Origin of the sequence: Microbacterium hatanonis, assembly GCF_008017415.1 — a bacterium.
Lineage (GTDB): Bacteria > Actinomycetota > Actinomycetes > Actinomycetales > Microbacteriaceae > Microbacterium > Microbacterium hatanonis.
In genome coordinates this window covers 1,015,051-1,035,527 of sequence record NZ_VRSV01000002.1, presented here as the reverse complement: position 1 = coordinate 1,035,527, position 20,477 = coordinate 1,015,051, and the positions used below count along the sequence as shown (strand labels likewise).

Annotated in this window: 15 protein-coding genes and 1 pseudogene; 9 read left to right on the top strand and 7 right to left on the bottom strand. The window is 70.1% G+C overall.

The features are described 5' to 3' along the window. Nucleotides 1-12: 12 nt before the first annotated feature. The 6 genes from FVP77_RS14910 to FVP77_RS14885 form a co-directional block, all read right to left on the bottom strand. The gene (locus FVP77_RS14910; protein WP_147895344.1) at nt 13-966 is read right to left on the bottom strand and encodes an aldose 1-epimerase family protein; all 954 of its coding nucleotides are present in this window, start codon (nt 964-966) and stop codon (nt 13-15) included. Nucleotide 967: 1 nt separating this feature from the next. Next, nucleotides 968-2,479: an L-arabinose isomerase gene (araA, locus tag FVP77_RS14905; RefSeq protein ID WP_147895343.1), complete on the bottom strand. Its 1,512-nt coding sequence runs from the start codon at nt 2,477-2,479 to the stop codon at nt 968-970. A gap of 155 nt (nt 2,480-2,634) precedes the next feature. After that, the gene (locus tag FVP77_RS14900) at nt 2,635-3,654 is read right to left on the bottom strand and encodes a LacI family DNA-binding transcriptional regulator (protein WP_147895342.1); all 1,020 of its coding nucleotides are present in this window, start codon (nt 3,652-3,654) and stop codon (nt 2,635-2,637) included. Next, complete coding sequence (locus FVP77_RS14895; protein WP_147895341.1) at nt 3,651-4,763, bottom strand: hypothetical protein; 1,113 nt, start codon at nt 4,761-4,763, stop codon at nt 3,651-3,653. The genes FVP77_RS14900 and FVP77_RS14895 overlap by 4 nt, the downstream gene beginning before the upstream one ends. A 146-nt stretch (nt 4,764-4,909) precedes the next feature. Beyond that, nucleotides 4,910-6,487: a xylulokinase gene (locus tag FVP77_RS14890; protein ID WP_147895340.1), complete on the bottom strand. Its 1,578-nt coding sequence runs from the start codon at nt 6,485-6,487 to the stop codon at nt 4,910-4,912. Beyond that, nucleotides 6,484-7,197: an L-ribulose-5-phosphate 4-epimerase gene (locus FVP77_RS14885; RefSeq protein WP_147895339.1), complete on the bottom strand. Its 714-nt coding sequence runs from the start codon at nt 7,195-7,197 to the stop codon at nt 6,484-6,486. The genes FVP77_RS14890 and FVP77_RS14885 overlap by 4 nt, the downstream gene beginning before the upstream one ends. Before the next feature lie 174 nt (nt 7,198-7,371). Here FVP77_RS14885 and FVP77_RS14880 point away from each other — a divergent pair, with 174 nt between their 5' ends. The 4 genes from FVP77_RS14880 (at nt 7,372) to FVP77_RS14865 (ending at nt 11,520) form a co-directional block, all read left to right on the top strand. After that, the gene (locus FVP77_RS14880) at nt 7,372-8,292 is read left to right on the top strand and encodes an oxygenase MpaB family protein (protein ID WP_147895338.1); all 921 of its coding nucleotides are present in this window, start codon (nt 7,372-7,374) and stop codon (nt 8,290-8,292) included. 259 nt (nt 8,293-8,551) lie between these two features. Continuing rightward, the gene (locus FVP77_RS14875; RefSeq protein ID WP_147895337.1) at nt 8,552-9,130 is read left to right on the top strand and encodes a DnaJ family domain-containing protein; all 579 of its coding nucleotides are present in this window, start codon (nt 8,552-8,554) and stop codon (nt 9,128-9,130) included. A 78-nt stretch (nt 9,131-9,208) separates the two neighbouring features. Further along, nucleotides 9,209-9,952 carry an ABC transporter ATP-binding protein gene (locus FVP77_RS14870; protein WP_116648377.1) on the top strand — a complete coding sequence of 248 codons (744 nt, stop codon included), beginning with the start codon at nt 9,209-9,211 and terminating at the stop codon, nt 9,950-9,952. Then, on the top strand, nt 9,934-11,520 hold the full coding sequence (locus FVP77_RS14865) for a hypothetical protein (protein WP_147895336.1): 1,587 nt from the start codon (nt 9,934-9,936) through the stop codon (nt 11,518-11,520). Before FVP77_RS14870 ends, FVP77_RS14865 begins: the two co-directional genes overlap by 19 nt. 247 nt (nt 11,521-11,767) lie before the next feature. On the opposite strand, the gene FVP77_RS14860 is transcribed toward FVP77_RS14865, so the two are convergent. Continuing rightward, on the bottom strand, nt 11,768-12,850 hold the full coding sequence (locus tag FVP77_RS14860; RefSeq protein ID WP_147895335.1) for a fatty acid desaturase family protein: 1,083 nt from the start codon (nt 12,848-12,850) through the stop codon (nt 11,768-11,770). 294 nt (nt 12,851-13,144) lie between these two features. Between FVP77_RS14860 and FVP77_RS14855 the strand changes: the two genes are divergently transcribed. The 5 genes and pseudogenes from FVP77_RS14855 (at nt 13,145) to FVP77_RS14835 (ending at nt 20,451) form a co-directional block, all read left to right on the top strand. Continuing rightward, nucleotides 13,145-14,143 (top strand): LacI family DNA-binding transcriptional regulator, encoded by a 999-nt coding sequence (locus tag FVP77_RS14855; protein WP_147895334.1) that lies wholly within the window; start codon nt 13,145-13,147, stop codon nt 14,141-14,143. A gap of 99 nt (nt 14,144-14,242) precedes the next feature. Next, nucleotides 14,243-15,406 (top strand): L-rhamnose isomerase, encoded by a 1,164-nt coding sequence (gene rhaI, locus FVP77_RS14850; RefSeq protein WP_147895333.1) that lies wholly within the window; start codon nt 14,243-14,245, stop codon nt 15,404-15,406. A gap of 86 nt (nt 15,407-15,492) precedes the next feature. After that, nucleotides 15,493-17,586, top strand: a pseudogene (locus FVP77_RS14845) (bifunctional aldolase/short-chain dehydrogenase); the annotation flags it as partial. A 97-nt stretch (nt 17,587-17,683) separates the two neighbouring features. After that, nucleotides 17,684-19,099, top strand: a complete 1,416-nt coding sequence (locus FVP77_RS14840; protein ID WP_147895331.1) for a rhamnulokinase — start codon at nt 17,684-17,686, stop codon at nt 19,097-19,099. Nucleotides 19,100-19,161: 62 nt separating this feature from the next. Then, entirely contained in the window at nt 19,162-20,451 is a 1,290-nt protein-coding gene (locus tag FVP77_RS14835; RefSeq protein ID WP_147895330.1) for an alpha-hydroxy acid oxidase, read from the top strand. Nucleotides 20,452-20,477 lie beyond the last annotated feature (26 nt).

Here is a 20,477-nt window from a genome sequence, read left to right as displayed (position 1 = left end):
GCACGCTCGGGATCAGCCGATCGCGCGGATGCGCCACCGGGCGCCCGGATGCTGTACGCCGGGCTCCAGGACGGTGAGCCCGGCGTCGAACGGGTAGGCCGTGTCGTTGAACGCGTCGGGCGCGCAGGTCATCGGCTCCACCGCGAGTCCGACGCGGTAGCCGGGAGTCGCGGGGTCGCCATCGACGTCGGCCGTGTGGATCTGCACCCAGGGGCACGTGGCATCCCAGTCCATCGCGACGCCGGTTCCCGCAGCATCCGTCACCGTCACGGTCGCGAGTCCGTCGTCGTCACGATCGAGTGCGGTGAAGGCGTGATCGATCTCGACCGCACCCAGCGGGCGGGCGACACGGAAGTCGAACCGGTCGGCATCGACGCCCACGGGGGAGAGATCGGTGGGCGAAAGGCGGTCGGGCGTGACCTCGAGCACCTGCGCTGCGGGAAGCGTGAGGGTCCACCCATCGACGAGGCCCTCGCCCGCGACGAGGTAGGGGTGCGGACCGGTTCCCCACGGAGCGGACGTCGCGGAGTCGTTGCGTGCCGTCACCGACTGGGTGAGCCCCTCCGAGGAGAGGGCGAAGGTCGTCTCGACCTCGACGCGCCACGGGTAGCCGACCTGCGGTTCGACGGTGGCGGCGAGGGTCACGTGGCTCGGACCCTTGTCGGTGACGCTGAAGTCGCTCCACCCGAGCAGACCGTGCAGGGCGTGACCGCGGTTCGGCTCGCTCAGCGCGACCTGGTGCTCCTCGCCGCCGAACGTGTAGCGCCCGTCCACGATGCGGTTCGGCCAGGGGGCGAGCGTCGCCCCGCGGAAGCCAGGGCGGAGCTCGTCGGCGTCGAACGGTACGACGAGGTCGCGACCGCGGTAGGTCAGCGAGCGGAGGGAGGCACCGACGCTCGCGACGATCGCGTCGTATTCGCCGGCCCGCAGGACGTGCTGCTCGCCGGAGACGGGAACGCGTGCCACGTCAGAGTCCCTGGGCGAGGCGGTAGTAGGCCTGGTTCCAGCGCAGTTCGCGGTGGAAGTCGCGGACGGTGGTGTCCTCGTCGATGACGACGAGCTCGGTCTTCGCGATCTCCGCGAAGTCGCGGAACACGTCGATACCCACCGCGGTGGTCATCACGGTGTGGTGCGCGGCCCCCGCCGCCAACCAGCACGAGGTCGACGTGGCGAAGTCCGGTGCGGGCTTCCACACCGCCCGCCCCACGGGAAGGTTCGGGAGATCGGGGGCATCGACGTTCTCCACCACGTTCGCGACCAGACGGAACCGGTCGCGCATGTCACTCATCGCCACCACCAGCGCCGGGCCGGGGTCGGCGGTGAACACCAGCCGCACCGGGTCATCCTTCCCCCCGATGCCCAGGGCATGCACCTCCAGGCGCGGTCTCGCGGTCGTCAGCGACGGCGACACCTCCAGCATGTGAGCGCCGAGGATGCGCTCGTTACCGGGGACGAGGTCGTACGTGTAGTCCTCCATCAGCGACGCGCCCCCGGGAAGACCCGCACCCATCACGTTCGCGACACGCACGAGGATCGCGGTCTTCCAGTCGCCCTCCGCACCGAAACCGTAGCCCTCGGCCATCAACCGCTGCACCGCCAGCCCCGGCAGCTGCTTGAGTGCTCCGAGGTCTTCGAAACTCGTGGTGAACGCGCCGAACCTACCCTCCTCCAAGAAGGAACGCAGCCCGATCTCGATCGCCGCACCATCACGCAACGACTGGTGGCGCTCGGCGCCGGGCAGCAGCTCGTCGGCTACGTCGTACGTGGCGATGTACTCGGCCACGAGCGCGTCGACGTCCGCGGCGGATGCTGCGGCCACAGCATCCGCCAGCTCGTTCACGCCCCACGTGTTCACCTGCACACCGAAACGCAGCTCGGCCTCGGTCTTATCGCCCTCGGTGACCGCGACGAACCGCATGTTGTCACCGAACCGCGCGAGCTTCAGCGTCCGCGACGCCGCCCACCCCGCCGCCGCACGCTGCCAATCCTCCACCTGCTGCAACACCACCGGGTTCGACACATGCCCCACCACGGTCTTCCGGGCAACACCGAGGCGCGTCTGGATGTACCCGAACTCCCGGTCACCATGCGCCGCCTGGTTCAGATTCATGAAATCGAAATCGATATCCGCCCACGGCAACTCCACATTCGCCTGCGTATGCAGGTGAAGGAGCGGCTTCTGCAACGCATCCAACCCCGCGATCCACATCTTCGCCGGACTGAACGTATGCATCCACGCGACCACACCGATCACGTCATCACGACCATTGACCTCCAGCGCGAGACGGCGGATGCTGTCCGAATCCTTCAACACCGGCTTCCACACCACCCGCACCGGCAACCCACCCAAACCATCCGCCACCGCCTGAGACTGCTCCGCCACCTGACGCAGCGTCTCCTCCCCATACAGATTCTGGCTACCGGTGACGAACCACACCTCGAAGGCATCGAGCGACGTGGACAAAGGCGTACGGGACATGACGGGACTCTTTCGTCTTCGGAGGAGGTGCGGCTGCCACAAACAGTGTGCGCGCTAACACTACAAACTGCGAGCCTGTTTCGCAGCACTCTCGCCGGCCGGAGCGACGCCCGCGAAGCACGCGTCCTCGCTGATCGCGACCTGGACCGTCGGTCTCAGCCTCGGCTCCCAGCGACCGACGGCGACGCCGAGGACGTGCGGACGACCAGGTCCGGCTCGATGGTCTCGTGACGGACGGAACTGTCGCTCTCGATCGCGGCGACGATGCGGTGCAGGGCCAGATCGCCCAGAGCCGCGAAATCCTGGCGAACGGTCGTCAAGGGGGGCAGGAAGTGACGCGTGTCGGGAAGGTCGTCGAAGCCCACGATGCTGATGTCGCGCGGGACATGTATTCCTCGCTCGCTGAGCCCGTGAATCAGCCCGAGTGCCATCTGGTCATTGGACGCGAAGACCGCCGTCGTGCTGCCGGGATCGAATCCGCGACCGAACTCGTAACCGAAGTTCGACGTCCAGTCTCCGCTCACCGTCACACCGGCCGGGATACCGTGCTCTCTCAGCGCCTGGCGCCAACCTTCCGCACGCTCACGGGAGTCGAACCAGTCGAGCGGCCCCGCGAGGTGCGCGATCGAGGTGTGCCCGAGCTCGATGAGATGGGTGACCGCTTTCACCGCCCCGGCCCGCTGATCGACCCCGATCGTGTGCCACTGCTCGTCTCGTTCCGACTTGATGACGACGGTCGGCAAGCCCGTCGCCTGTCGTCGGAGCAAGTCGAGAGATGACGCACGGGGCGCGATGACGCATAACGCTTCGACACCCTGAGTCGCGAGTTCCGCCGCGCCGGAATCGATCTGCGACCCACCGTCATCGGCGATCGAGAACGTGCTGATCGCGTATCCCGCCGCGCGAGCGGCACTCTCGAGCGCTTGCAGCGTGCTGTTCGGCCCGTACTGATCCGGGGCGTCGACCAACACGCCGATCCGATGCGCACGGCGTGTAGCGAGCGCCCGAGCGATCGAGCTGGGGGTGTAGTTCATCTCCTCGATGACCTGCAGCACCCGCGCGCGCGTCGCCTCGCGAATGTTCGCATGACCGTTCACGACCCGCGAGACCGTCATGTGCGACACCCCGGCCTCGCGCGCGACGTCGTAGATGCTGGGACGCTGACGATGGATCATCCGTCCCCGTCTCGGCGCTCGGCGCTCCGCAGGGCAGACCTCGTCAACGGCGCTGATTCCCCGGCATGAGCGCGCGCACCGGCTGAGGCCATCCCCTCCTCGCGCGCCGCCGTGATCGCCTCCGCGAACTTGCGTCGGGAACGCCGCCGCCCCCAGAGAAGGGCGAGCAGAACGAGCGCGAGACCGAGGATCAGCAGCAGCTGCGGGATCGGGACGGCCCAGATCGTCGCATCGGAGGCGAGGGGGGCCATATCGATGCGCGCGCCCCCGAAGTCGGTCGCCGAGGGAGTCAGCGAGATCGATGCGGGCACGAAAAGCGTCGGCCAGACCTCGCCCACCGTGACGGTGAAGCTGCGACTGTCCCCGGGAAGGAGCAGCTGTTGCGGTTCATCCGGCGCCGGGAACGCTGCGGATCCCGTCCCGGCGCTGACGCGACCGACAACGGACACACTCGCGTTCCCGGTGTTGCGAACGTCGAAGGTGACCGTCGCGACACCGGGCCGCACGGGATTCCACGACATCTCGTAGCCGGTGCTGATCGCCGCGATCTCTACGGAGGGTGTGATCTCACCCGTCACCCGCGTGAGCACTCGGAACCCGACCCGGCTCTCGACACCGACCTGAGCCCCGCCGTCGTCCGTGCCCGAGGAGAGGACGGATGCGGCGATACCGGCCGCGTGATCGCCGGGTATCGCGTCGGCAGGCACGGTCGTCGTGAAGGGCACGACAACGGTGGCACCGGCTCCTACTGTCACCGTCTCCGGCATCGCGATCCACGTGCCGGCGTCTACCGATTCTTCGTCAGCAGCCAGCATGTTGAACCGCCCGGCATCGGTGTAGTAGCCGTCCGCCGCGGAGAGTCGGAATGTCACCTCCGACTGGCTCAGATTGCGCACCGCGAAGAAGTCCTGGCTCGAAGACCCGGCATCGACCTCCTGCTCGATCACGCTTCGGTCGTCAGGGCCGTTCACGCTCGCGGGGGTCACCGACCACGTGATGTCGGCCGCCGCGTCCGCTGTGGCGACCGCCGGCACCGCCACGAGCACGGCCGCCAGCGCGACGCTGGCCCACGAACCGACCCGTCCCCACCTGAAGATGCGCCTTCGCATGCTTCTCCCACCCTGTCTCAGGTCGCGCTCCGTAGCCGAGGGCAGGAGCCTGGTCGACTCCCTCAGGAGAGTCCTCGTGCGGTGAGCAACTTTACCGGTCGGCGCCGATCGCCTCCGGAGCACCCGGACGACTCTTTCGGTGAAGATCAGAGGGAGGCGACGGCGGCCCGCTCGACGACGAGCCCGGCGGCGTAGCGGTCGAGGTACGACGCGAAGCCCGCGACGTCGGCGGGATCGGGCTCGGCGGTCTCGAACGCGGCCGAGGCGAACACGCGGTCGGTCAGGTAGTCGTCGAGCGCGGTCTCGGGAGCGGTCGCAGCGTAGGCGGCGAGCACCGCGATGCCCCACGCTCCTCCTTCGGACGCCGTCTCGGCCACCGAGACCGGGGCGGCGAGCGCACCGGCGAGGAAGCGCTGGGCGACTCCGGCCGTGCGGAACATGCCCCCGTGGGCGAACATGCGATCGAGCGCCACGCCCTCGCCGTCGAGCACGCGCATGCCGAGGGCGAGAGTGCCGAAGACGCCGTAGAGCTGGGCCCGCATGAAGTTCGCGAGGTTCAGCGCGCTGTCGGGAGTGCGGACGAACAGCGGCCGGCCCTCGTCGAGACCCGCGATCGGCTCACCGGCGAGGTGGTTGTAGGCGAGGAGCCCGCCCGCATCGGCGGCTCCGACGAGCGCCTCGCGGAAGAGGGCGTCGAACGCCGCATCGGCCCCGACGGGCGTGCCCGCGGCCTCCGAGAAGCGCGTGAAGAGCCCCACCCACGCGGCGAGCTCGCTTGCGCCGTTGTTGCAGTGCACCATCGCGACCGGGTCGCCCGCGGGGGTGGTGACGAGGTCGATCTCGTGATGCAGGCTCTCGAGCGGTCGCTCGAGCACGACCATCGCGAAGATGCTCGTGCCGGCGCTCACGTTTCCGGTGCGCGGCGCGACCGAGTTGGTCGCGACCATGCCCGTGCCCGCGTCGCCCTCGGGCGGGCAGAGGAGCGCACCCGGGCGGAGCGCTCCGGTCGGGTCGAGCAGGGCTGCGCCCTCGGCGGTCAGCTCACCGGCAGGCGCCCCCGCGGGGAGCACCTCGGGGAGGAGCGCTGCGAGGTCGATCCCCCGGTCGCCCACCAGATCGCCGAACTGGCGCAGCATCCGCGCGTCGTAGGTCTTCGTCGTGGCGTCGATCGGGAACATGCCCGAGGCATCGCCGACACCCAGCACTCGGCGGCCGGTGAGACGCCAGTGCACGTAGCCGGCGAGAGTCGTGACGAACCTCGCATCGGCCACGTGGGGCTCGTCGTCGAGGACCGCCTGGTAGAGGTGCGCGATCGACCACCTCAGTGGGATGTTCGTGCCGAACAGTTCGGTCAGCTCGGCCGCGGCGGGGCCCGTCGACGTGTTGCGCCACGTGCGGAACGGTACGAGCAGCTCGCCCCCGCCGTCGAAGGCGAGGTAGCCGTGCATCATCGCCGAGATGCCGATCGCGCCGACCGCGCCGAGGGCGATGCCGTAGCGCCGGTCGACGTCGGCGAGGAGAGCGGCGTACGCGGACTGCAGACCCGACCAGACGTCGTCGAGCGAGTAGGTCCACGTGCGGTTCTCGAAGCGGTTCTCCCAGTCCGAGCTGCCGACCGCCAGCACGGTGGTCGGGTCGTCGGGGTCGATGAGGCACGCTTTGATACGGGTCGAGCCGAGCTCGATCCCGAGCACGGCGCGGCCGTCGGCGATCGCGGCGGTCACCGGCGGGCGTCCGAGTTCTGGCCGTAGACGTTCTGATAGCGGTTGTAGAGGGCGTCGATCCGGTCCTGCGGGATGGGGATGAGGGGCCCGGCCTCGCGCGCGATGTGCACCGACCGCGCGGCGTCCTCGCACATCACGGCGGCCTTCACCGCATCCTTGGCCGAGACGCCGATCGTGAACGGCCCGTGGTTCTGCATGAGCACGGCGCGACTGCGGTGACCGCGCAGGGTCTCGACGATGCCGCGGCCGATGGAGTCGTCGCCGATGACCGCGAACGGGCCGATCGGGATGGGCCCGCCGAACTCGTCGGCCATGCCCGTGATCACGCAGGGGATCTCCTCGCCTCGCGCGGCCCAGGCCACGGCGTAGGTCGAATGGGTGTGCACGACGCCCCCGACGTCGGGCATGTTGCGGTAGACGTAGGCGTGGGCGGCGGTGTCGCTCGAGGGGCTCCGCTCGCTCCCCGGGGTGCCGGGGATGACGTTGCCGTCGAGGTCGCAGAGGATCATGTTCTCGGGAGCCAGGTCGTCGTACGACACACCGGACGGCTTGATCACGAAGAGATCGGCACCCGGCACGCGCCCCGAGACGTTGCCACCGGTCCAGACGACCAGGCCGTAACGGACGAGCTCGCCGTGCAGGCGGGCCACATCGGCTCGCACCGCCTCGACCGCGTCCTGGATCTCGGGGGTGAGGGCGGTACTGCTCACGGAAGCTCCATCGTCGTCGTGCGCGGCCCCGTCGGCCGCATCCCAATGTTACCGCTACCACCGTCACCCCGCCAGCCTCTTCTCGCACTCCCCCGGAGACGGGGATGCTGCGCAGGTCGTTCGACGGCGTGAGAACCCGACCCCTGCCCGCCACGGCGGTGGCACGCTGGGAGGATGACCGCATCCGGCCCGTCCGCGCGCACGACACGTCTGCGCTCGCGGATGCTGACGGCCCTCGCCGGCGACCCGAACGGCACTCCGCCGTGGGTGCTCGCGATCGAAGAGGGCGACGACGCGGGATACTTCCCCGAAGACGGCGCGACGTGGGTCGTGCACGGCGGGATGGGAACGCTCGTGGCGGGTATCCGCGCGCTGCTCGTGCAGGCACTGCACCCGGGAGCTCTCGCGGGCGTGCATGACTGGTCCCGGTACCGAGAAGACCCCATCGGACGCTTGAGCGGTACCGTGCGCTGGGTCATCTGCGTCACCTACGGCTCGCGCACCCAGGCGGAGGCCGAGACCGCACGGGTCGGACGCCTGCATACCCGGGTGAAGGGGGACTACACCGCCGGCGACGGAGAGGTCCGCGGGTATACCGCCGATGCCTCCGACCTCGTCACCTGGGTGCACCTCGCGTTCGCCGACGCCTTCCTGCGCAGCCACGAGATGTGGGGCGCCCCGATTCCCGGGGGCGCCGACGCCTACGTCGCCGAATGGGCGGCCGCCGGAAGACTCATGCGCGTACCGGAGCCGCCGACCAGCGAGGCGCAGCTGCGAGCCGCGCTCGAGGGCTTCCGCTCCCGCGGCGAGCTGCGTCGCGACGAGCGGGTCGACGAGGTGGTGCGCTTCCTGCGGAAGCCTCCGTTCACCGGGGCGATGGGGCTGGCCTACCGCGTGCTCTTCGAAGCGGCCGTGGCGTCGCTGCCGCGTGAGTGGCGCAAGATGCTGGGCCTGCGACGCTCGCCCCTGCCGGTGGTGACGCTCACGCGCATCGTTCTCGCGGTCTCGGCGCGGGCCCTGGGATCCGGCCCCCGCGCGCAAGACTTCGCGCGCCGCCGGCTGCGACGCCTCGACCGCGAACGCCGCGACGCCTGACGCGACGACGGCGCCGCCCGAGGGGGCGACGCCGTGAGATTCTGCGAGAAGGACAGCGCAGCAGCCCAGCGAGCCCGTCATGCCGTCGGCGGTCGTGCCGATCCCGCCGGTCACTCCGTGCGCCACGGCGCGCACCGCGCGGAGGCGATCCGTCGCGACTGCGCCCGTTCGCAGCATCCGACGCCATGAATGGGTGGGGTCACTTGCAGGAGGGCGGCACATTCTGTTCGATGAAAGACGAGGAGGGTCCGGAGAGCACATGCGAGACGATCCGCGGCAGGCCGCACAGGAGTATCGACAGGCACGCGATGCCGCGGCGGCGGGCGAGACACCGGATGCTGCGGACACCGAAGCAGATGTCGCCCGGGGCTCGACCGCGGGCGAGCGCGCCGCGTACGTCGAGACGGCGATCCAGCAGGCGATCCGGCGCGGGGACTTCGACGGGCTTCCCGGCGCGGGAAAGCCCCTTGTCGGGCTCGGTGACACGCACGATCCCGACTGGTGGATCCGGCGGAAGATCGCCTCGGAGCAGATCACCGGACTCGGTCCTCCCGCCCTAACTCTGCGGGTCGAGCACGCCGAGATGGCCGAGCGCCTCGACACCCTCCGCCGCGAAGACGAGGTTCGCGATGTTGTCGAGGACTTCAACCGGCGGGTGATCGAAGCGCGGCGGCAGCTCCTCGGCGGACCCCCCGTCGTCACTCCCACGCACGACGTCGACGCGGAGGTCGCCGCGTGGCAGAACCGTCGCACCGCGCGGGAGAGCGCCGCATCCGCCGTCCCTCCCGAGCAGACCCCTCGGCCGTCGCGCTGGTGGCGGCGCACTCGGCCCCGCTAGGTTCGAGGGGTGGCCGACCCTCGCGATCTTCCGATCCCCGTGACCGCTCCCCCACCAGCCGATGCGGGGGTGCCGGCGATGGCTCTCTCCGGGCTCGTCAAACGCTTCGGCGAGAAGGTCGCCGTCGACCGGCTCGATCTCGTCGTGCCGACAGGCTCGTTCTACGGCCTGGTCGGTCCGAACGGCGCGGGGAAGACGACGACGCTCTCGATGGCGACCGGACTGCTGCGCCCCGACGCCGGCACGGCCACGATCCACGGGGTCGACGTCTGGGCGCACCCGGTCGAGGCGAAGGCGATGATCGGCAACCTCGCCGACGGAGTGAAGCTCTTCGACCGGCTCACCGGCGAGCAGCTGGTGACCTACACCGGCATGATGTTCGGTCTCTCGCGCGACGAGATCGGCCAGCGCACCGCCGACCTCCTGCGCATCATGGACCTCGGCGAGGCCGCGGGCACTCCCGTCGTGGACTACTCGGCCGGTATGACCAAGAAGATCGCCCTGGCGTGCGCGCTCGTGCATGCGCCGCGCCTGCTCGTGCTCGATGAGCCGTTCGAGTCAGTCGACCCGGTGTCCGCCGCGAACATCGAAGACATCCTGCGCGGGTACACGCAGGGCGGCGGCACGGTCATCGTCTCGAGCCACTCCATGGACCTCGTGCAGCGCATGTGCGATCACGTCGCCGTCATCGGCGCCGGACGCCTCCTCGCCGCGGGCACCGTCGACGAGGTGCGCGGCGGCGAGAGCCTGCAGGACCGCTTCGTCGAACTCGTCGGCGGCCGTCACCACACGGAGGGCCCCGAGTGGTTGCGACGCTCCTGAGGATCCGGTTCCGCATCCTCGGCAACACTCTCGCGCGCAGCCCCTGGCAGCTCGTCGGCTTCATCATCACCGCCTTCTGGGCCGTGGGCGTGCTGTTCATGGCGGCGGTCGGGCTCTTCTTCGCCGGGGCGGCCGGGGCGGATGTGACCCGCTACGCCGTCGTCGCCGGCGGTGCGATCCTCACTCTCGGCTGGATCATCGGCCCCGTCTTCGTCGCCGGGATCGACACGACCCTCGATCCCGCGAAGCTCGCGACCTTCCCGCTCACGACCGGGCGGATGATGATCGCGATCGCGATCGCGGGGCTCACCGGCATCCCCGGTCTCGCCTCGCTCATCGGCGGCCTCGCGACCTTCACCGCGTGGTGGCGCTGGCCCCTCGCCGCCGTCGCGGCGGTCGTGTGCGTGCCGCTCGGCGTCGCGATCTGCGTCGTCGCGTCCCGCACCGTCGCCTCGCTCGCGTCGGGGCTGGGCGGTCGCCGTCGCACCCAGGAGACGGTCGGCCTGATCGCGTTCGTGGTGATCCTCTTCGCCGGTCCGATCTTCCTCGGCGCGACGCAGCTCTTCCGCACCGGGGTCGAATCGGGCGTGCAGTTCCTCGCGATCCTCGACGGCCTCTCGTGGACGCCGCTCGCCGCCGCCTGGGCGGTGCCCGGCGATCTCGCCGCCGGCTCGCCGGTGACCGCTCTGTTCAAGCTGCTCATCGCCGCCGCCACCCTTGCGGGGCTCTGGCTGCTGTGGAGCCGCAGCCTCGCGGCCGGTCTCGCCTCGCCGCCGCAGACGTCCGCACGCCGCGTGCAGTCGGGCTCCCTCGGCTGGTTCGGCCGTCTCCCGACCGGACCCGTGGGCGCGACCTGGGCCCGCTCGCTCACCTACTGGGTGCGCGACGCCCGCTACCTGCAGCAGCTGCTCCTCGCCCCGCTGGTGCCGGTCTTCGTGCTGTTCTACAGCGGCGGCGATCTGACGAGCCCGTTCTTCGCGGGGTCCGCGATCGGTTCGGCGTTCTTCGTCGGCGTCGCGCCGTACACGATCATCTCCTACGACGGCACGGCATTCGCGGGCATCCTGCAGACCGGGATCCGCGGGAGGGCCGACCGCGTCGGGCGCACGCTCGCCGCAGCATCCGTCGCGGTCCCCCTCGTGCTCCTGGTCGCCGTCGTCACCGTCGGCATCTCGGGCCGCTGGGAGGTGCTGCCCGCGGTTCTCGGCGCCTCGTTCGGAGTGCTCCTCACCGCTTACGGCGTCTGCGCCGTCAGCTCGGCTCTGCTGGTGATCCCGGTGGCCGCCGCCGGCGACAGCCCGTTCAAGCGCGTGCCCGGTGCGACGTTCACCATGGGCCTCGTCGGCATCGGGCTGTGGCTCGTGGCCGGGCTCCTTGCCGCACCCGAGATCGTGTTCGCCGTGCTCGCCATCGCGCTCGGCGACCCCCTGTGGTCGTGGCTCGCCGTCATCGTGGGCATCGTACTCGGCGCGGTGCTGTGCGTCGTCGGCGTGATCGTCGGAGGCCGCGTCTTCGACCGCACCGCGCCGTCGCTGCTCAGCCGACTGAAGTCGTACAAGAACGCCTGACCCGCCGCCGGGCCGTGTCGCGAGCGTAGGCGATGGGGCGAACGCAGGCCGAATGAGGATGAATCGGCCTACGCCGGCGCCATCTCCTACCCCGGAACGTCTGCCGTGGGGAACTCGGTTCGTCCAGCAGCGGCAATCGGTCTGCGGCGCGACGGCCATCGCGATCCGGGAATGCGAGAGGTCGGCGCAAAGAAGAACGGATGCTGCGCACGCGCGCAGCATCCGTTCTCAGGTTCTGTGTCGAGGCTCAGACCTTGCGGTAGGCACCCATCTGCATCGCTGCGGGGCAGTCGAAGGGATCGCCGCCGGCGGCGAGGCCGACGCGGTTCAGGTACTCGATGACGATCGCGTAAGACTTGATGAGGCTCGTCTCGGTGTACGGCACGTCGAAGGTGCGGCAGTACTCGATGACGATCTCACGAGCCTGCGCGAGGTGGGGACGAGCCATGCTCGGGAAGAGGTGGTGCTCGACCTGGTAGTTGAGGCCGCCCATGAGCGCGGTGGCCCACCAGCCACCGGCGACGTTGCGGGAGGTGCGCACCTGCTTGCTGAAGAAGTCGAGACGCGCGTTGGGGTCGATGATCGGCATGCCCTTGTGGTTCGGAGCGAACGCCGCACCCATGTAGATGCCGAAGACCGCGAGCTGCACGCCCATGAAGGCGAAAGCCATGCCGAGGGGCAGGAGCAGGAAGACCGGCACGATCACGACGGCGAGACGCAGCAGGATGAGGGTCAGTTCCTCCCAGCGACGGGGAACCGGGCCGCGCGCGAGGTTGTGCTTGATCCCGAGGAAGTGGAGGTTGATGCCCTCGAGCGTCAGCAGCGGGAAGAACAGGTAGCCCTGCTTGCGGGTGATGAGCTTGACGATGCCCCGGGCCTTCGCCGCATCTTCTTCGATGAACGAGATCGTGTCGATCTCGATGTCGGGGTCTTTGCCGACGCGGTTGGGGTTGGCGTGGTGACGGGAGTGCTTCGAGTCCCACCAGGTGTAGCTCATGCCCACGATGCCGGGGCCGATGAAGCGCGCGAGGCGATCATTGGCCTTGCCCGACGCGAAGATCTGCTTGTGAGCCGCCTCGTGGGAGATGAACGCCGCCTGCGTGAACAGGATGCCGAGGGCGGCGGCGATGAGCAGCTGGAACCAGGAGTCGCCCAGGAGCAGGAACCCGGTGATCGCGCCGGCGAAGCCGAGCACGATCGCGGCACCCACGAGCGCGTAGAACAGCGGCGCCCGGCGGAGCAGACCCGTTTCCTTCACCACCTGCGAGACCTGGGTGTAGGCCTTCGCGACGGGCGGGAAGTCCTTGGTCGTGGCGTAGGTCGTACGCACGGGGCCGAGTGTCGAGGTGGGGGAAGTCGTTGCGACGACGGGTGATGCCACGAGGGGCTCCTGTCGATCGGCAGCGACGCGGGGGCATCGCTGGAGGGGGAAGCCAAAGGCCGGTTGCCGATCGCTGTAGCCGACACTACGCGCACGCTCATACCCGCCCGGGTATGTCTCCGGGTATGTCCAGCAGACGCTCAGCCCCTCGAAATACGGGTGTACCGCTGCATCCGCTGACCCCTCGGCGAAGCGGCCGTCGCCGACGATGTCTAGAGTCGCATGAGACCGGAAGGAGCCCCGATGGCGGCGAGCATCAAAGACGTCGCGGCGCGCGCGGCCGTATCGGTGGGCACCGTCTCGAACGTTCTCAACCGCCGGGTCGGGGTGTCCCCCGACGTGTCGCAACGCGTGCACGACGCGATCGCCGAGCTGGGCTATGTGCGCAACGACGCCGCCCGCCAGTTGCGTGCCGGCAAGAGCCGGTCGATCGGCCTCGTGCTGCCCGACATCGGCAACCCGTTCTTCGCCGAGGTCGCCCGCGGCGCCGAGAGGCGCGCAGCCGATGACGACATGGCGGTGCTGATCGTCACGAGCGACGGCGATGCCGCCCGCGAGGCCCGGCTGCTCGAGCTCCTCCTCGAGCAGCGGGTGCGCGGGGTGCTGATCAGTCCGGCGTCCGAAGACCTGGGGGCGATGCAGCGCCTCGCCGACGCGGGCACCGCCGTCGTGCTCGTCGACCGTCACTCGGCGGGAACGCCCCTCCCCTCCGTCGCGGTCGACGACGTGGCGGGCGGCAGGCTCGCGGTCGAGCATCTGCTCGCCATGGGCCGGCGTCGGATCGTGTTCCTCGGCGGGCCGCTGTCCGCGCGGCAGGTCTCCGACCGCCTCGAAGGCGCCCGTGAAGCAATCGCGACCCGCGACGACGCCGCCCTCGAGGTGGTGGAGCAGGCGGGGATGACCGTGCAGCACGGCCGGGCGGCCGGCGAGCGCCTCCGCGCGCGTGCCGTCGACGATCGGCCCGACGCGGTCTTCGCCGCGAACGACCTCCTCGCGGTCGGGATGCTGCAGGCGCTGTCGTCGTCGGGGGTGCGGGTTCCCGACGACCTCGCCCTGATCGGTTACGACGACATCGACTTCGCCGCCGCCGCGGCCGTCCCCCTGAGCTCGGTGCGTCAGCCGGCCGCTGCCCTCGGATTCACCGCGGTCGACCTGCTTCTCGCCGATGATGCCGACACGGATCGATCGCACGTGCGTTTCCAGCCCGAGCTGGTCGCGCGGGCGTCGACGGCGGCCGACTGACCTCGACCTGTTGCGTCGGAGCGGGCGCTCGTTGTAGCCTGCCCGTGAAACGATTCATTGCCCGCGGCTTGACCGCGATGCGCGACCAAGGAAGCGACGATGCCCCTCACCCCCGAGACCCTCTCCACCCTCGAAGCGCAGAGCATCGAGCTGCCCTCCTGGGCGTTCGGCAACTCCGGCACCCGATTCAAGGTGTTCGCCACGGCCGGCACGCCCCGCGACCCGTTCGAGAAGATCGCCGACGCCGCGCAGGTGAACCGCTTCACCGCGCTCGCGCCGACCGTCGCCCTCCACATCCCGTGGGACAAGGTCGACGACTACGCGGCCCTTCGCCGTCATGCCGAAGACCTCGGCGTGACCCTCGGCACGATCAACTCGAACACCTTCCAGGACGACGACTACAAGTTCGGCGCCCTCACACACCACGACGACCGCATCCGCCGGAAAGCGATCGATCACCACCTCGAGTGCATCGACATCATGGATGCGACGGGGTCGCGCGATCTGAAGATCTGGCTCGCCGAGGGCTCCAACTACCCCGGCCAGGCCGACCTCCGAGCCCGACAGGATCGACTGCAGGAATCCCTCCAGGAGATCTATGCGCGCCTCACGGGCGAGCAGCGCCTCGTGCTCGAGTACAAGTTCTTCGAACCGGCGTTCTACCACACCGACGTTCCCGACTGGGGAACCTCCTACGTGCAGGTCGCGGCGCTCGGCGAGCGCGCGATGGTGTGCCTCGACACGGGGCACCACGCACCCGGCACGAACATCGAATTCATCGTCATGCAGCTGCAGCGCCTCGGAAAGCTCGGCTCGTTCGACTTCAACTCGCGCTTCTACGCCGACGACGACCTCATCGTGGGCGCGGCCGACCCGTTCCAGCTCTTCCGCATCCTGTTCGAGGTGAACCGCGGCGGCGGGCTCCAGAACCCCGACGTGGTCTTCATGCTCGACCAGTGCCACAACGTCGAGGAGAAGATCCCCGGCCAGATCCGCTCCGTGCTGAACGTGCAGGAGATGACCGCGCGCGCCCTCTCCGTCGACGGCGACGCGCTGGACGCCGCCCAGCGCGCGAACGACGTGCTCGGCGCCAACGCCGTGCTCATGGACGCCTTCTACACCGACGTGCGCCCGGCCCTCGCCGAGTGGCGCGAGTCGCGCGGGCTCGCCGCCGACCCGATGGCCGCGTACGCAGCATCCGGGTACCAGGAGAAGATCGCCGCCGACCGCGTCGGCGGAGTGCAGGCCGGCTGGGGAGCGTGAGCGCCGAGCTCTGAGAGTCCAAGACACCCGGAGGCGCTCGGAGAGCGCCCGGGTGTTCTGGACTTTCAACCACACGCACGCACGCACGACACGACACGCCACGACACGACGAGGGACCGACCGACATGACCAACCCGACCGCCGCCGCGCTGATCGCGCGCTCCAACCGCCTGGGCGCCGACCCGAAGAACACGAACTACGCCGGGGGCAACACCTCCGCCAAGGGCACCGACACCGACCCGGTCACCGGCGAGCCCGTCGAGCTGATGTGGGTGAAGGGCTCCGGCGGAGACCTCGGCACCCTGACCGAGAAGGGTCTGGCCGTACTCCGTCTCGACCGGATGCGCGCCCTCGTCGGCGTCTATCCCGGCGTCGACCGCGAAGACGAGATGGTCGCCGCGTTCGACTACATCCTGCACGGCAAGGGCGGTGCCGCGCCGTCGATCGACACCGCGATGCACGGGCTGGTCGATGCCGCGCACGTCGACCACCTGCACCCCGACTCGGGCATCGCGATCGCCACGGCCGCCGATGGGGAGGAGCTGACGGCGAAGATCTTCGGCGACAAGGTCGTCTGGGTGCCGTGGCGTCGACCGGGCTTCCAGCTCGGCCTCGACATCGCCGCGATCAAGGAGCAGAACCCGCAGGCCGTGGGCACGATCCTCGGCGGCCACGGCATCACCGCGTGGGGCGACACGTCCGACGAGGCCGAGACCAACTCGCTCTGGATCATCGACACCGCCGCCGCCTACATCGCCGAGCACGGGAAGGCCGATCCCTTCGGAGGCGTGCGCGACGGGTTCGCCGCGCTCCCCTCGACGGAGCGACGAGCGCGCGCCGCCGCCCTCTCGGCCACCATCCGCGGCATCGCGTCGACCGACAAGCCGATGGTCGGCCACTTCACCGACGCCCCCGAGGTTCTCGACTTCCTCGCCTCGGAGAAGGCGCCGGCGCTGGCCGCCCTCGGCACGAGCTGCCCCGACCACTTCCTGCGCACGAAGGTGAAGCCCCTCCTGCTCGACCTGCCGACCACCGCGTCGCTGGAGGAGCAGATCACCCGCCTCGGCGAACTGCACGAGGCCTACCGCGCCGACTACCAGGCCTACTACGACGCGCACGCCTCCACAGGCTCAGCGACCGAACCCGCGTCGCCCGCGATCCGCGGCGCCGACCCGCTCATCGTGCTCGTCCCGGGCGTTGGGATGTTCTCGTACGGCGCGAACAAGCAGACCGCCCGCGTTGCCGGGGAGTTCTACGTCAACGCCATCAACGTGATGCGCGGCGCGGAAGCGTTGTCGACCTACGCGCCGATCTCCGACGCCGAGAAGTTCCGCATCGAGTACTGGGCGCTCGAAGAGGCGAAGCTCCAGCGCCTCCCGAAGCCGAAGACGCACCAGGGCCGCATCGCTTTCGTCACGGGCGCCGCATCCGGCATCGGCAAAGCGATCGCCACGCGACTCGCCGCCGAGGGCGCCTGCGTCGTCGTCGCCGACCTCGATCTCGCCAAGGCGCAGGCCGCCGCCGCCGAGCTCGGCGGCACCGACGTCGCGATCGGGGTCGCCGCGAACGTGGCGGATGCTGCGGGGGTCCAGGCCGCGATCGATGCGACGCTCCTGGCCTTCGGGGGCATCGATCTCGTGATCAACAACGCGGGCCTGTCGCTGTCGAAGCCCCTGCTGGAGACGACCGAGAAGGACTGGGACCTCCAGCACGACGTGATGGCCAAGGGATCGTTCCTCGTCGCCAAGGCGGCGGCGAAGGCGCTCATCGACCAGAGGATGGGCGGCGACGTCATCTACATCTCGTCGAAGAACTCCGTCTTCGCCGGCCCGAACAACATCGCCTACTCGGCCACCAAGGCCGACCAGGCGCACCAGGTGCGACTGCTGGCCGTCGAGCTGGGCGAGCACGGGATCCGCGTCAACGGCATCAACCCCGACGGCGTCGTGCGCGGTTCGGGCATCTTCGCCTCGGGCTGGGGCGCGAACCGCGCCGCCACCTACGGGGTCGATGAGAAGGACCTCGGACAGTTCTACGCCAACCGCACGATCCTCAAGCGCGAGGTCGTGCCCGAGAACGTCGCCGATGCGGTCTACGTGCTGACCGGGCCCGAGCTCAGCCGCACGACGGGCCTGCACATCCCGGTCGACTCGGGCGTCGCCGCCGCGTTCCTCCGATGACGCGCGCGCGAGCACACGGGTTCGCGTCGAGCGCACGGCTCCGGTACGTGCCCAGGCCGTGCGCTCGGGCGCAGGTCGTGCGCTCGGGAGACTCGCGATGACGGGCGGCGTCGTCGCGGCGGTCGACCTCGGCGCGACGAGCGGTCGCGTCATGGTCGGGCACGTCGGCCCGGGGCTTCTGGCGCTCGAATCCGTCGCACGCTTCCCGAACGGACCCGTCGCCGCACCTGGCGGGTGGCGGTGGGGCTTCTCCACGCTGCTGGAGAACGTCGTGGACGGCCTCGCCGCCGCGGTGCGCACCCACCCCGACGTCGCGAGCATCGGCATCGACTCGTGGGCGGTCGACTACGGGCTCGTGCGGTCGGGAGCCCTCCTCGCCGAGCCGTTCCACTACCGCGACGAGCGCACCGCGCGCGGGGTCGCGTCGGTGCACCGCAGTGTGCCGTTCGCGGAGCTCTACAGACGTAACGGCCTGCAGCATCTGCCGTTCAACACGCTGTACCAGTACGTGGTCGAAGAGCGCCTCCACGAGGCCGAGGCGAGCCTGCTCATCCCCGACCTCGTCGCCTATCTGCTGACCGGTGCGGCCGTCGCCGAGCGCACGAACGCATCCACCACCGGCCTGCTCGACGTGCGCACCGGGGGGTGGGACCGCGGGCTCGCCGCCCGGCTCGGCATCCCCGCCACGGCGATGCCGCCGCTCGTCGACGCCGGCGACACCGTCGGAACGCTGCGCACCGGGATCGCGGACCGCGTGGGCGCTCCCCTGCCCGTGATCGCCGTCGGATCGCACGACACGGCTTCGGCGGTGGTCGCCGCGCCCCTGTCGTCGCCGAACGCGGCCTACATCTCGTGCGGCACGTGGGGCCTGGTGGGCGTCGAGCTCGACGCGCCCGTCGTCTCCGACGCCGCCCGCGAGGCGAACTTCACGAACGAGGGCGGCGTCGACGGCCGCATCCGCTTCCTCCACAACGTCACAGGGCTCTGGCTGCTGAGCGAGACGATCCGCGCGTGGGAGGTCGACGATGCGGCGCCCATCGACCTTCCCGCCCTCCTCGACGCCGCCTCCCGGGTCGATCCGCCTCGCGCGATCTTCGCGGCGAACGACCCGTCGCTCGCGTCTCCCGGCGACATGCCCGCACGGATCTCGGCCCTGCTGCGCGAAGCCGGCGACGCCGTACCCGACACCCGCCCCGCGTTCGCCCGGCTCATTGTCGAGAGCATCGCCGCCGCGTTCGCCGAGGCGGTCCGCACCGCGGGCGACCTCACCGACCGTCGCATCGACGTGATCCACATCGTGGGAGGCGGCGCGCTGAACTCCCTGCTCTGCCAGGCCACCGCCGATCGTTCGGGCGTTCCCGTGCTCGCGGGCCCCGTCGAGGCCACGGCCCTCGGTAACGTGCTCGTGCAGGCCCGCGCGCACGGGTGGTTCGGGCCGGATGCTTCGCTCGAGACCCTCCGCGCGGCGGTGGCGACATCGTTCACCCCTCGCCGATTCGACCCGAGAAACTGACCCTCACCGCCCTCTCCACACGTAGAGTGTGGTCAGACCACACGCAACCGAAGGACACTCCCATGGTCACGCGCCAACTCCCCCAGGTCGGCGAGCTCCTCGAGCTGATGCAGTTCAAGAAGCCCGACCTGAACCTGAAGCGCCGCCGGCTCGAATCGGCGCTGACGATCGACGACCTGCGCCTGATCGCGAAGCGCCGCACGCCCAAGGCAGCTTTCGACTACACCGACGGCGCCGCGGAGGGCGAGCTGTCGCTCGCGCGTGCACGGCAGGCGTTCCGCGACATCGAGTTCCACCCCGACGTGCTGCGGCCCGCCGCGAACGTCGACACCTCCACGACGATCCTCGGGGGCCCGAGCGCGCTGCCCTTCGGCATCGCTCCGACCGGATTCACGCGCCTCATGCAGACCGAGGGCGAGAGCGCGGGGGCGGGGGCGGCGGCCGCGGCCGGCATCCCGTTCACGCTCTCCACGCTCGGCACCACGTCCATCGAAGACGTGAAGGCGGCCACCGTCCGAGAGCCCCGGGGACCGATTCCCGGACGCAACTGGTTCCAGCTCTACGTCATGCGCGACCGCGACATCTCGTACGGACTCGTCGAGCGCGCGGCGAAGGCCGGCTTCGACACCCTGCAGTTCACCGTCGACACCCCCATCGCGGGCGCGCGCCTGCGCGACAAGCGCAACGGATTCTCGATCCCCCCGCAGCTCACCGTGGGCACGATCGTGAACGCGATCCCCCGGCCCTGGTGGTGGATCGACTTCCTCACCACGCCGAAGCTCGAGTTCGCGTCGCTCTCGACCACCGGCGGCACGGTCGGGGAGCTCCTGAACGCCGCCATGGATCCGACGATCAGCTACGACGACCTCGACGTGATCCGCTCGATGTGGCCCGGCAAGCTCGTCGTGAAGGGCGTGCAGAACGTCGAGGACTCCACGCGGCTCATCGACGCCGGGGTGGACGGCATCATCCTCTCCAACCACGGCGGGCGCCAGCTCGACCGCGCTCCCATCCCCTTCCATCTCCTGCCGCACGTCGTGCGCGAGGTCGGCAAGGACGCGACGGTCATGGTCGACACCGGCATCATGAACGGCGCCGACATCGTCGCCTCCGTGGCACTGGGGGCGAAGTTCACGCTGATCGGCCGCGCCTACCTCTACGGCCTCATGGCCGGCGGGCGCGCGGGGGTCGATCGCACGATCGAGATCCTGCGCACCGAGATCGAGCGCACGATGGCCCTCCTCGGCGTCTCCCACCTCGACGAACTCGAACCCCGCCACGTCACTCAGCTGGCGCGCCTGGTGCCGGTGTCGGCCTCGACGGCCCAGGCCGCCGCCGCGCTCGACGCCTGAGTCCACACCGAAACGCCCCGATCCAC